This is a genomic window from Lysinibacillus sp. NPDC047702, from assembly GCF_050272555.1.
Classification (GTDB): Bacteria; Bacillota; Bacilli; order Bacillales_A; family Planococcaceae; genus Lysinibacillus.
The window spans coordinates 26746-39898 of record NZ_JBNNMG010000051.1 but is presented as its reverse complement, the minus strand read 5'-3'; the positions used below and the strand labels follow the sequence as shown (position 1 = coordinate 39898).

Genomic DNA, 13153 nt, shown 5'->3' with positions numbered 1-13153 from the left:
GTTGGCGGACCTTTCAGTGTGTCTTTAGACATGGGCCAGTACCCCAGCGTTTCACGCGTAGAGCAAACCACCAGTTAGACTGGTGGTTCTGATTAATGAAGGGGTGCTAATAATGTCAATTCGACACGAACAGAAGGAGCAACGAAAGGCGGTTATTTTAAAATCTGCATTGGATTTGTTTATACGGAAGGGATATGGGGAAACGAAGGTTGCTGATATTGCCAATGCTGCTGATATGAGTATGGGATTGCTTTTTCATTATTTTGACTCTAAGGAAAAACTTTATGAAGAGCTTATTCGAATAGGCTGTGAACGGCTTAAAATGGATTTTCACTTTGCTGATGAATCACCATTGGAAACGTTCAACAAAGTTGTTGAGGAGTTATTTACTATGATTTGCACAAATCCATCAGCCGCAAAAATGTTTGTATTGATGGAAAATGCCCAGCATCTTGAAAATTTGCCAGAGGACTTAAAGAGGATGCTTGCTGAAGCAGACAAATTGATAAAAAGGAGTATCCCTTTAATTGAAAAGGGGCAATTGTTAGGTGAAATAAAGGAAGGAAATGCAGAAGCCCTTGCTGTGACATTTTGGTGTTCTATACAAGGAATCGCTCAATATATTGCGCTGCATCCAGAAACACCTTGTCCTGATACAAAATGGATTCTTTCGATACTTGAAAACAAGGAGGTAGATTGAAGGTGAAAACATCTCTTAGAAACATAATGATTTTTATTGTTGTTGTGTTACTGTGTGGTTGGTTTGGTGTGTTAGTGGATAAATTGATTCCAGAGCAGCCTCAAGGAGATACTCTTGGTATGGGAATTTGGCTTATTTCTCCTCTGCTTGCAACCATCCTGTTACGTTCCTTTGCAGGAGATGGCTGGCAGGATATAGGTTTATTGCCTAATTTCAAGGGCAATTTAAAATGGTATGTTATTGCTCTTTTCATTTATCCTGCTGTTACATCTGTAGTGCTATTAATTAGTTATGTATTTGGCTGGATGGACTTTTCAGCCTTTCATCTAAACACTGTATTATCTGTGTTCATTGGTGGATTGTTTATTCAATTCGTTAAAAACTTTTTCGAGGAGTCAGTATGGAGAGGCTATCTGACGAGTAAGCTTTCAAATTTAAAGTTGAATGATTTTTGGCTCTATCTTATTGTTGGAGGTGTTTGGGGAGCCTGGCATATCCCGTATTTTCTCGTGTTTCTATCAGAAAGCGATATTATCAATGTACTTCCTGTAAATAGATGGCTATTTACAATAGTAGGAATCGTCACGATGATTTGTTGGACAGTGATGTACACAGAAATTTACTTAATGACAAGGAGTATTTGGCCGCTTGTCCTTATGCATATGACAGAGGATGCACTTGTAAATCCACTTATTCTTGATGGCTATATCAAAATTGCTCAGGGAAAAGAATTTCTTGTTTCTCCATCTGCAGGGATTTTAACAACTTGTCTATATCTCATAGTAGGATGGCTATTACGGATGAAACGAAAAAAATTAAGGAGCGGGTTAGGAGCCAAATCAACCATAATTGATACATTTTCAAAACAGTAATTAACGATCAAGGATATGTAATTTAAATGGGAAAAATAATGAAATTTATTTAAACATTTAATTGTATTATTTACATTTTTTTGATAATATCTGATTAGGGTCCTTTCATAATATTTTCTAATTTTGAATATTTCTTGCTAGATCATTAAATTTAAAGGAGTAATTATATGCAAATCACACAAAAAGAAGCATCTCTTTTAAAAAATGAAGTAAGGTACGGCGATTTAATCATGTCTATTACAGGAAAATTCGAAAAAAAATGGGATGATAGGGGTAGCGGAGGGAAATATGATGTTACATTTTATCAACCAATATGTGAGGAAGGTTTTTATCCACTAGGTTCAGTAGCAGTTGGTAAGTATACAAATGTAGATAATACAATGGCTGTTATAACAGTAAAAGAAGTACCTGGTACGGAAGCATTAAAACCTCCATTGAAGTATGAAAGAATATGGTGTGATAAAGGATCTGGAGCGAAATTAGACGGAGCATGTTGGAAACCAATCCCACCACAAGGGTATGTTGCTTTAGGACATGTATTTACGAATAATTGGAACCCACCTTCTTTAGAAGCTGTTAGGTGTGTTAGAAAAGATTTAACATACTCTGGAAAATTGGGTAATTGGATATATGATGATAGGGGCACAGGTGCAAAAGAAGATCTTAGTATTTATCAAATTGTGGCACCAGAAGAATGGCATGATCAAAATACAGGATTATTTGCTCCGGGAACGGTTTTTTGCTTTAATGGTCACACTAAACCAGAAACAGTTCCGAATGTTCTACGTTTGCCTTTACCATATATAAAAATAGATGTTTCGCTTACACCGATTTTAGATAGTAAAAATCCACCAAGTAAAAGTACAATACCAGTAATTGATCGTGAAGTAATTGTACCTATGACTAGCATAGTAGATAAAGAATATCCAATTAGTTGGGTATTAGAAAATAGCCCATTTTATATATTAAAACGTGAGTGTTTTTATACGCTAATAGCGTTTCAAGATAATGAAACATCTGATAAAGCTCTTTTAAAGTATGAGTATAAATCAGGAATAAGTAATTCAAAATCTATAACCTTGAAAGAAACAACTGGTATTGAGGTATCAGAGAAAGTCGGGTTTGAGCTGTTTGGAATCGGGGGAGAAGTGAACTTTAAAGTTAACATTGAACTTGGTTTTGAAGAGACTCATATTAGTAATGATTTCACAGAAAAGACAATATCTAGCGAAGTACCAGTAGCTTCGAAAACTGCTGTTGCTATATGGTCAAGTTCTTACAATATAAAGGTGTTTCGAGAAGACGAGACTCAGGTTGGGGCATCCTTAATATTTAGTACTCCAAGTGTAGCGATTTCTCAATATCCGAATTTAACAACCTCAATCATAGAGCATCGAGATGAATTAACTGAATAAGCAATAAAAAACCAAGATAAATTTTTGAACTGCATCTCAACAGTTATACATTTGAGATGCAGTTCAATGTGTTTTCTTGGCTTTTTTGTTATATGTAGTAATATCTTATAAATATTTAACTACTTTTTTGTATATAATTAATATGATTTTTTCACTAAAAATGGAAATTTTGGCTTAGCGACTTCTTTCTTATCATTATATTATTATTAACAGCCTGTACACAGGATACGGTTGTTCCTAAAGAATTAGAAATAAAGGATAAAAATATTGTGATCACACCTGATGGAAAAATAACCTTTGAGATTATTAATAACATTGAGATTCCACAAGAGAAAGTAGAATCAATAAAAGATGAAATCCTTACTGCCTATGATGAAATTCAAAATTCCATTCATACTACATATGTTCCATCAGAGAAAATAAGTGTATTTCTTAATGAAGGAAATCAAGTTTCATGGGACTTTGCCTCAAAAATTGAGCTATATGGTATTGAGGGAGACCAATATCCACTTGTCCATGAAATGACACATTCCTTACTCGGTTATGGTAATAACTTTGATACAAGCAGTGGCTATTTTATGCAAGAAGGTTTTGCAAATTATATGGAAGATAAGTATGGAAAACAAAATTCAAATTCTCATAAGCTTTTGAAATATTTTTCGATGTAAACAAATTCATACCAATTAGCAAGTTGATAGATCCAAATGAGACTGATTCCTATTTTCGCCCAGACTTTACAAATCAAAAAGGGTACACCCTTATGTGGATAAGCTATACTCATTCAGCTTCATTTACTAAATATTTAGTTGATACCTATGGACTTGAAAAATTTGAACAGATTTACAACGAAAGGGACTTAGCACAAAAATAGAGGAAGTATACGGGAAAAGTATTTTAAATCAGAGAAGGTTAATTTTTCTTTTTTTTTCATACTCTACAAAGTCGCCAATTTCTATTGAATATTCATGACTATCAATCATTCAACCTCTTTTTCTAAAATCCTCTGATACTGAAATTTCTAACAAAGATTTATAGTGTCTTTTGTTTTCACTTTCGTCTGTGTATTCCTTATAAAAAATTTCAAACTTTCGTGTGAACGTTGGTGAATCCTCTAATTTAAAACCTTTGATTGCATTCGTCATTTCACTAAAGCTAAATAGCCTTCCTTTCCCAGGTTCTCCTCCGTTTTCTACTGTCAACTCTTTCGTAAATTTTATTTTTGCTGCTTCTGAAATTGGACGAATTTTTACTGAATAGTAACCGATATGTTCGTTTTGTTCTCTGTCCTTAATTAATTTGTGGTACTTTTCAATTAAAGTTGTCATTATTTATCGCCTCCGTAGAATAAATTTTGGCTATCGCTAAATTTAAGCTTTGATATTTTTCTTCGAATATTGTTCATTTCGCTTAATACCGTTGAAATGTCTTCGCCTTTCAATTCCTCTGTTGTAACAATAAGATGATGTGGAATAAAACTGTGTTCTTGAAGAACATAAGTCGGCATTTTTCGCTCCAAAGTTCCATCCCTATATTTAATAATTTGTGGAACAATTTTACGCATTTCTTCCAATCTCTTTATATTTGAAATTAATGTAATAGTTTGTTCCAATTCATCCAACAGACCTAATTTAGAAAACTGCTTTGAATGGTAGATTAGTGAAATTATGTTAAGGTTAATCATGCTAACATTATTATAGAGTCAATGGTAGAATATAGATTGATAGTAAATAATACTAAGATATTTTGCTTTCTAAAAACAAACTGTGTAGGGGGAAATAATGAAAAAATTATTTATTGTGTTACTAACAGCATTTGTATTTGCGGTAGTAAATCCAACAAAATCAGAAGCGAAAGTGATGTATGAAGGAGCAGAAATTGTCAAAGGGCAAACAGGGAAAATGACGTTTTCAAAAGATGTGAAAGTGTACAAGAAAAACGTCAATGGACAGTTTGAATCGATGTTAGTCAAAAAGGGAAACTACTTCCGCGTATATAATATCGAAAAATACAATGGGCAAACGTATTATTGGATGAGCTCTGGTTATCGTGTACAAGCAACAAATTTAACAGTATTTAAAGCGATTCCGTTTGAACAGCGTGTACAATTTTATGATAACCCCGCATATTTGTGGATAAATAGAAATAAACCATTTACCTCATTTTATATTGAACATGATAGTTTGGGGACTCATACACATTCCTATTACACGTATTTAAATTTATGGGGAGATTTTAAAATTGAACAAGGAGAGCTTGTCGATACCTATGATCTTAGTTTTGTAGGTGGCGGAATTGAAAGAAATAAAATTGATCCAACAGACATTCAAATAATAGAACCTCAACCTGTTAATAAGGATACATTATTTATTGTAACAAAGGATACTGTACAGCATATAAAACCATATCTGATCAACAATAATGATTATTATCAAAGAATTGCTGGTCAATTGAAAGCAGGAACTGTTCTAAAAAGTGAAGGCTTTAAAATTGGTAGCTATCACGCGGTGAATTTAAATGAACCAGAGTTGTACAACAGAACATTTTTCATACCTCAAAGCCATGTAATTGAAAAAGCTTTAGAGAATTAAGGTGCCAAATGTTTTTATTTCTAAGTTAGCATAAGTATTTATCCAAAGTAAGTAACAAAGAGAGATTGAAAAAGTATTTAACTTTAAAAAGGGCTCAACACCAAAATCTGTTCTTGCTAAAAAAGAATACAAAAAAACATCTGTATCCGCTAGAGTTGAGAGTACGACCAAACAACGCAGCGAGGTATACAGATGCACTCTCATTCTATCAAGGATTTATGGGATTTACCAGAACTAAAAATTATCGCAACCACTAAAATAAATCACCAAATTTTCATTGATGTCATGCCAATTAAATCTAAACAGGCCTGTCCCATTTGTGCATTTGAAAATACGACTCGTCGCGGAATCGGCTATGTTCGAAAAGTGCGTCATCTCGAAGCGTTTGGTTGCCCTGTTTATTTGAATTTACCTGCCATTCGTATGTCATGTACAGCTTGTTTTGCACATTTTGTGTGGGCATATGAGTGTGTGGCACCGAAAAAACGATACACAAAGGCATTTGAAGCCACGCTGCCAAAGCAGGCAATCGGCGCTACAATCACGCATACATCACGTGTGGCAAACACACCCGCTACAACCGTTGCGCGTATCGTCCGTTCATGGAAAATGGAGGAAGCCACACGTGTTCAAAAAACTTGTCAGAAAAAAGCATTGGCGTGTCACAATCTCGTGCTAGGCATTGATGATTTTGCCATTCGTAAAGGGCATACGTATAACACGGGTCTCCACGATTTACGTGGTGGCACATTTTTAGATGTTATTCCTGGACGAAGAATCGAGGAATTACACGCCTATTTCAATACACAATCTACTCTTTGTGCGCTGAAGCCTGTCGCGATTGTCATGGATTTGGCAAAGGCATATCATACGTTTGCGAAAAAGATGTATCCTGCAGCGATTCGTATTGCCGATCGTTATCATGTCAATCGTTACGTAACTGAAGCGCTTCAAGCAGTACGAAAATCCGTTCAAAAGCAGCTAACACCCTTTTCCAAAAAGGACCTTAAGCAACACTTCCGAATTCTTGGAAAACGACGTGATCAATTGAAGAATGATGAAAAAAATATCCTACACCGACTGCTTCAATACGCCGAAATCCTGCATCAAGTCTACAGTTGGAAAGAAGCCTTTATCGAATGGTACGACTGTAGCTCCACGTATGAACTGGCGAAAAAAGGCTTTGGACGTTGGCTGGCGCAAGGTACTACAATCAAGCATCCAGCCGTGGAATCCTGTCTGTTAACGATGCGCAATTGGCAAGAAGAGATCTGTAATTATCATCAATTACGCTTTACTAATGCGGCAGTAGAAGGGAAAAATAATCTCATTAAAGCGCTGCAAAGACGCCATTTTTTCACGCGCAATCCGCAGCATTATAAAGAGACAATTTTACTAGAATGCAATGCCGAATGGATTCAGTATGGCTCTTAGTCAAGCACATGTTTTGGTGAAGAGCCAATAAAAGAGGACAAAATTTTATTTGTCCTCTGATTAAATAAAAAATTCATTTATTCAACAACTCGTAATCCGCCATAAACACTGCCATCGACTGTACAGCCAAGCATCGCTTCTAATAAGGCCTCTTTAATAGTCCATTGAGCCCATTGAATACCGATACCACCTTGATATCTTAAACGTGAATAAACTTCAGCATATTTATATCCCTGTAAGCTAACTGTTCTTGTTTTTGGCATTGCTTCAGGAATAAGATTTAAAGTACCGCCTGCAGCGTATCTTTTATAACTACCATCAAGATTTTCCGATGCTACAGTTGAGCCGTTGTATTTAAAGCTTGCTTCTGCCCAAAGATCAAATAATTCATAACCTAAAGCATTATAAGCGATACCCTTTGTTCTTTTTATTGGAGTATATTGTTGTGTATATAATGGTTGGATTGTCTGACTTTGCCCAACAGTTTTAAATTCTATTATACTAATATCACCCGTTTTACCTAGATAAACATCAATATAATCTGAATCTGAGTTATCATATTTAAAAGTAAAGACAGTGCCTAATTCGTTAGTTTCTTTTTGCGAATTAATAAAAATTCCTAAATTCCCTTCACTTTCTTCATGTGCTTTATTATTTTCTTTTGTTAGTTCTGGAAATATATCTTGAATATCAAGTGAATTAGACATCAACATTACTTCCGGAGCGGGATTTTCTTTATAATGTGAATCAATCAAATTTTGAATTTCTTCTAAAGTAACATTCTGATGTGATTTTAATTCATTAAACTTGTAATTTAATTCATCAACAGAATTTTCTATATAGTTTTTAATAGTATTAATTTCATCTTTTTGATCTAAACTTGCAGCAGATGAATTTTCAGAATAAAGTGTAAGTGTAAATGTTGCAATTAAAGTTAATAAAAATAATATTTTTTTTGCAATTTTCATTGGTATAATCTCCTTTTTCAATTATTCAAAAATATTTTGGAATGCTATTATAATCAGAAAACAACAAATGATTATAGTAATAAGACAAATGATTAAAATAAATGAGCGAAGAATCGGATTATATTTTTTAAAATATAATCGCAAGCTAATCAGAAATAAGCATAGAGAAAGTAAAATCAGAAAAAATGGAAATAGTAATATATTGTTACTAAGTGCCATACAAAAGCCCAGTAAAACCAAAATAATAGTGGATGGTATTTGTAATTTTTTTATTTTTTCCTCAATCATAAAACCTTACCCCCCTTACGCAACATCCAAATAATTACCAATATAACATATTTATGGAAATTAGCAAAATTTAATATTGATATAATTTATTATTTTAACTTATTTTACTTTATTTAACTATGGGTACACCTCACTAACCATTTTGTGTCTTAATCCTTATATCACATTGATTGTTGAATTATAAGAAAGGAAATTTGTCAACAAGGAGAAGGCTTGACTGGACCTTTTCATTTTCTTTGTACTAAAATAATGCAAACAAACGTTCTTGTGAGGGTGGTCTTATTTGTTAATGTGGTTATTGATGTCCCACTGCAATGTCCTACCGTTGAAATACTGCGAACCATTGTGGGAGTAAGCATGAACCTATAAATTTCGAATCTTAATCATTTATTCTTTTAATCTTTTAAAACATGCTCTTAATAATTAATATATATTTAAGCAGCTGCAGAAATGTGGTTGCTTTTTTTATGGACAAAAGAAAAACACTTTCAGCTGCATAAGCCGAGAGTGTTTTTTGTTGCGGATGTTAAATTTTTTTCCATTCGATCTCCATACCAATAATTTCAGCAATCTCTTTTACTTCACTGTATTTTATAGTTCCCCTAGTGAGCTTATTTGAGATATTTTGCACTGTGGTCTGTTTATCTGTTGGAAGTCCTTCATTCATTTTTTCAACAACTTGCGTCAAGGTGAAACCAGCGGCAGCAAGTTTACTTTTCACTTCACTTTTAATCTCCATAATCAACCTCCCTATTATATTTTAACATCATTACACACTTAAATAAATAGTTTTAAACTTTAGTGAATAAAAACACTTGTTATTCTATTCGTTATGATTTAAAATTACACTATAACGAATAAAAACCATCAAAGGTTAGTCGGTGAATGGACTAGATATAACCGACATGCTGCAGGAAAGTGAGGTGAGAACAAATGACATACTTTGGTTTTGTAATTTCAAGAGAAGATGAAGCGAATTTTCCTCACTTCTCAAATGTAGCTGAGGCTCGAGCTTATTTTCAAAAGCGCTATGGGGATCGTTATAACTTGGGAAGTAGAGAAAGACAATTCGATGGCTACTGGGGTGGTTATATTTATTTTGATGATGTTGATGGGCAACCGGTTCAAATTGGTGAAGATGGTTCTGTACATGTAGTTTATTAATTTATTTGGTGATAGAAAGAGAGGTGAAAACGATGGCATTTGAATACTTAGCACAATATACAACATTTGAATCAATAACTGATATGGATGAGAGTGTGGAAGACCATATTGTGGCTCACTTTTATGATTTGACAGAATCAGAGCGTGCCATCGTTCGTAAACTCGCACGTCATAGCGTTGATAAAAGATGGGTAGGCGTTAGTCACCTGAAAGCTTCCACAATTGCTGAGGCATTAGAGATCAGTACTAAAACCGTTTATCGGGCTATCAAGAAATTAGAATCACTGGGCATTATCAAGAAACAAACAACTACTAAGGAAAAGGGAGGTAGAGGCGCAAACATCTATATTATTTTACCTGTTCAATCTGAATCATGTGAAAGCCATTATGAACCTTTTGAGGTTGTTCCATTACAAGAAGTCTACAATCAGGTTCATGCTGATAGGGAAGCATGCAAAGAATTTATGAATGATTATCAAGTGATGTTATATGACTTTATGTATTCGTTACCTCTTCCGGATAACTTTAAGGATGATCTGCATAAAGTGGTACTAGCATCTAATGTAAGCAGCATTCAAGAATTCATAAAGGCAAAAAACATCATTTTTAAGATGGTCAATGATATTAAAGATGGTGTGCTGACGGTCACTAAAACAATATGAGCCATATTCATAGGGGCTCATAAGAAGGCATTACAACGTAGAGATAGACATACACCAAAGTTAGTTCAAAAGCATGTAAATGAGTATCCAGTGCGTTTCTATAACTGGCTAACTGAATGAGATGGACCAACAATCGTATTTTAATATGAAGGAAGTGAGGACACATGAAAGTAACAGCTAAAGAATGGTGTGTCATGTCAGACCACAATAAACAATTACTATTACATGCAGTAGCAAACAAATAATGATTGAAAGAAGGGAATCGGAATGCAAGAAACATTAAGAACAGTCACATATGAATACAGCAGCAATGTAGATAGCTTATTTGTACAAATGATTGATTTACGAGCTGTACAACAGGCGGTAGCTAATTTGATGAATAGAATTGATGAAATCACTGAAAAACGTTGGCATGAGGATCATGGCATGGCATGCTTATCCATTCTAGAAATTCAAGATACTGTACGTTTGATTAATATGGCGTTTTATCCGTTATTCAAAAATATTGCAGAAGAAGTCAATACCCTTAACATTCATGCACAAGAATTATATGAGACGGTAATTAAAAGTGAATCAGAGCAATCCGCTGTGGAAGATACTAAACTTGATATCAACAGTAAGGAAGGTTGGAACGCTGTTGCCATGGAAGGCAACATAAAAACATTCACTAAAGAATTTGGTAGAGAACCTGAAAGCTTTGAGGAAGTGTTAACGTATATTACTGAAACGGTAGCGAAAGTTGTGGATAAAAGCGAGGAAAACAAAAAAGCCACTGCTGGAACAGTGACTAGTAAAAATATCGCAAATTGACTATATCAAAAACAACGAGCAGCTTCAACTATTATTGTGGCTACTTATTACTTTTAATCATACAAACAGGAGTGATGAAGCATGCAATACGCACCAGAAACACAATCAATAGAAGAAATGAATAAACATAGAATTTATATAAAAGCCTACATTCGTTCATTAAAAGCATGTCCGACAGAGGAAGGGGCTGACCAATCAAAGCACATTCCAAAGATTGTGTACTATGGGGTGAAAGCAGTTGGCACATACCCGAAAATAATTACTGCAGATGAAGCTAATACTTGTTTTGAGTTTATATCAGGCTTACAGGGCATCATGAGTCTCTTAACGCTGCATGAGTTTATGAATCTATTCCCAATTGAGAAGATATTTAACGGTGCTAAATATGAAATGAAAGACTACTATTCGACACTGGAAGCCATCAACGAATTAGGGCTAGAGCCACATGAAAAGATAGGTGAAAACATCCTGAAACTAATCATGGAATATATGAATGATGATATATCAGATTTTGCTGTACAAGGTGTGATAGCCATGAGTGCTATGAGGCGTTTTGACGGTCATTTAGACTTAATGGAAGAGTTTATGGCTCAACAGGGCATTAAGACCGAGAATACGTTCAGAAACGGCAAAGATGAGGTTATGTATGTAAGGCATGGTAAGCCTATCAAGTTGAAGCTTAACAAGAAACAGCATTTGCATATTGTTAAATAGATGGCGAGGGCATCCACAATAATTAGTGTGGGTGTCTTCGTATGATTATCGGAAATTTAGATGAGCTGAAAATTCAGCCTATCATTATTTGTCTTTAGATTTAGTGATTAGTACAAAAAGAATATTACAGTGAGGTTAATAATTTAAGTGAGGGGAATTTACCCCAGTCCTCAAATGAGTAAGTAGGGGGTGAGCGCAAATTTGCGCCGACCTCAAATGAAAATTAGAGATGACCGCAAAAGTGTGGGCAACTATTTCATAGAAGACACTTATCAATGCTATAGAAGAGTTACACTTTTGTGGTCTAAAATCCCAAACGCTTGAGAATTTGCCTTCCGCAGCTTATTGCGGAGGACTTTTATATTGGAACAAAATCCAAATTTGGATCCAGCTCAATTTGGTCTTGTCTCCCTAAAGGACAAATAAAAAAGATTGAAGCATTAGCCTCAATCTAAATAACTCACACATTTCTATACAAGCGCCGCCAAGCTTATTTTTATAGTTAGGGTTCAACCCTAATCAAACCCTAGCGAAAAGAATTTTAATGCGTTTTAATGCAAGGTACGATAAAAGAAAAAACCCTAGAGAACCTTGTTATAAAAGGCTTTCTAGGGTTTTTTAAACTACTCTTTGCAGAGCAATTTAATTAACGAGAGTAGAACTCTACGATGAATGCTTCGTTGATTTCAGCTGATAATTCAGAACGTTCTGGAAGGCGAGTGAATGTACCTTCTTTTTTGTCTGCATCAAATGATAAGTAATCTGGCACGAAGTTGTTTACTTCGATTGCTTCTGTTACTACAGCAAGGTTTTGAGATTTTTCACGAAGAGAAATCGATTGACCTGGTTTCACGCTGTATGATGGGATATCTACACGTTTGCCATCTACTAAGATATGACCGTGGTTAACTAATTGACGTGCACCACGACGAGTGCGAGATAGACCTAAACGGTAAACAAGGTTATCAAGGCGAGTTTCAAGAAGAACCATGAAGTTTTCACCGTGTACACCTTTCATTTTACCAGCGCGGTCAAATAGAGTACGGAATTGACGTTCGTTCATGCCGTACATGTGACGAAGTTTTTGCTTCTCTTGAAGTTGTAAACCGTATTCAGATAATTTTTTACGTTGGTTAGGACCGTGTTGGCCTGGTGCGTAAGGGCGTTTTTCGATTTCTTTACCTGTACCGCTTAGTGAGATACCAAGACGACGTGATAATTTCCAAGATGGACCTGTATAACGAGACATATTGTTGTCTCCTCCTTTAAATTTGGTTTTTTTGTTGTAAAACAAAAACCAGTAGTACCCATTCTTATATGCATTTTATTTTCATGTATTTTCGCCTATGCAGCCGTTAGGTTACACAATACACCATCTATTTGTTGTTATTTGAACTAAGAAGTTATTTGACACTCAATAGAGGAATAAAATACAGGTATAAGCTTATACCACTGCTGCGTTTATTTTACACAACATACATTGTAACTGCTTATTGCATCGACGTCAAATATTAGACGAACAATTTTTAGAAATGGTC

General features: G+C 34.8%; 15 protein-coding genes. 10 read left to right on the top strand and 5 right to left on the bottom strand.

Features of this window, described 5'->3' with window-relative positions; translation table 11 throughout:
* Positions 1 to 112: 112 nt before the first annotated feature.
* The 4 genes from ACQKIM_RS20300 to ACQKIM_RS20285 all read left to right on the top strand — a co-directional run bounded on the left by ACQKIM_RS20300 (position 113) and on the right by ACQKIM_RS20285 (position 3655).
* Positions 113 to 700: a TetR/AcrR family transcriptional regulator gene (locus ACQKIM_RS20300; protein ID WP_427547519.1), complete on the top strand. Its 588-nt coding sequence runs from the start codon at positions 113 to 115 to the stop codon at positions 698 to 700.
* A 2-nt stretch (positions 701 to 702) separates the two neighbouring features.
* Complete coding sequence (locus ACQKIM_RS20295; RefSeq protein WP_427547517.1) at positions 703 to 1572, top strand: CPBP family glutamic-type intramembrane protease; 870 nt, start codon at positions 703 to 705, stop codon at positions 1570 to 1572.
* Positions 1573 to 1739: 167 nt separating this feature from the next.
* Complete coding sequence (locus ACQKIM_RS20290) at positions 1740 to 2987, top strand: Vps62-related protein (RefSeq protein WP_427547515.1); 1248 nt, start codon at positions 1740 to 1742, stop codon at positions 2985 to 2987.
* Positions 2988 to 3256: 269 nt separating this feature from the next.
* Complete coding sequence (locus ACQKIM_RS20285; protein ID WP_427547513.1) at positions 3257 to 3655, top strand: hypothetical protein; 399 nt, start codon at positions 3257 to 3259, stop codon at positions 3653 to 3655.
* 312 nt (positions 3656 to 3967) lie between these two features.
* On the opposite strand, the gene ACQKIM_RS20280 is transcribed toward ACQKIM_RS20285, so the two are convergent.
* Together ACQKIM_RS20280 and ACQKIM_RS20275 are read right to left on the bottom strand one after the other, a co-directional pair.
* Entirely contained in the window at positions 3968 to 4312 is a 345-nt protein-coding gene (locus ACQKIM_RS20280; RefSeq protein WP_427547511.1) for a hypothetical protein, read from the bottom strand.
* A complete protein-coding gene (locus tag ACQKIM_RS20275; protein WP_427547510.1) occupies positions 4312 to 4548 on the bottom strand; it encodes a hypothetical protein in 237 nt (78 codons plus the stop codon). The genes ACQKIM_RS20280 and ACQKIM_RS20275 overlap by 1 nt, the downstream gene beginning before the upstream one ends.
* Before the next feature lie 217 nt (positions 4549 to 4765).
* Here ACQKIM_RS20275 and ACQKIM_RS20270 point away from each other — a divergent pair, with 217 nt between their 5' ends.
* Together ACQKIM_RS20270 and ACQKIM_RS20265 are read left to right on the top strand one after the other, a co-directional pair.
* Positions 4766 to 5575, top strand: a complete 810-nt coding sequence (locus tag ACQKIM_RS20270) for a hypothetical protein (protein ID WP_427547509.1) — start codon at positions 4766 to 4768, stop codon at positions 5573 to 5575.
* Positions 5576 to 5767: 192 nt separating this feature from the next.
* Positions 5768 to 7009 (top strand): ISL3 family transposase, encoded by a 1242-nt coding sequence (locus tag ACQKIM_RS20265; protein WP_427547507.1) that lies wholly within the window; start codon positions 5768 to 5770, stop codon positions 7007 to 7009.
* Between the two features lie 77 nt (positions 7010 to 7086).
* Here ACQKIM_RS20265 and ACQKIM_RS20260 read toward each other — a convergent pair whose 3' ends face one another.
* Positions 7087 to 7977, bottom strand: a complete 891-nt coding sequence (locus ACQKIM_RS20260) for a hypothetical protein (RefSeq protein ID WP_427547505.1) — start codon at positions 7975 to 7977, stop codon at positions 7087 to 7089.
* An 814-nt stretch (positions 7978 to 8791) separates the two neighbouring features.
* Complete coding sequence (locus tag ACQKIM_RS20255) at positions 8792 to 9004, bottom strand: hypothetical protein (protein ID WP_427547504.1); 213 nt, start codon at positions 9002 to 9004, stop codon at positions 8792 to 8794.
* A 194-nt stretch (positions 9005 to 9198) separates the two neighbouring features.
* Between ACQKIM_RS20255 and ACQKIM_RS20250 the strand changes: the two genes are divergently transcribed.
* The 4 genes from ACQKIM_RS20250 (at position 9199) to ACQKIM_RS20235 (ending at position 11615) form a co-directional block, all read left to right on the top strand.
* A complete protein-coding gene (locus tag ACQKIM_RS20250) occupies positions 9199 to 9429 on the top strand; it encodes a hypothetical protein (RefSeq protein ID WP_427547502.1) in 231 nt (76 codons plus the stop codon).
* A 32-nt stretch (positions 9430 to 9461) separates the two neighbouring features.
* Entirely contained in the window at positions 9462 to 10091 is a 630-nt protein-coding gene (locus ACQKIM_RS20245; protein WP_427547501.1) for a helix-turn-helix domain-containing protein, read from the top strand.
* Between the two features lie 267 nt (positions 10092 to 10358).
* Positions 10359 to 10901, top strand: coding sequence for a hypothetical protein (locus tag ACQKIM_RS20240; RefSeq protein WP_427547499.1), 543 nt, complete (start codon positions 10359 to 10361; stop codon positions 10899 to 10901).
* 81 nt (positions 10902 to 10982) lie between these two features.
* Positions 10983 to 11615 (top strand): hypothetical protein, encoded by a 633-nt coding sequence (locus tag ACQKIM_RS20235; protein ID WP_427547497.1) that lies wholly within the window; start codon positions 10983 to 10985, stop codon positions 11613 to 11615.
* A gap of 646 nt (positions 11616 to 12261) precedes the next feature.
* On the opposite strand, the gene rpsD is transcribed toward ACQKIM_RS20235, so the two are convergent.
* Entirely contained in the window at positions 12262 to 12864 is a 603-nt protein-coding gene (gene rpsD, locus ACQKIM_RS20230; RefSeq protein WP_427547494.1) for a 30S ribosomal protein S4, read from the bottom strand.
* Positions 12865 to 13153: the final 289 nt, after the last annotated feature.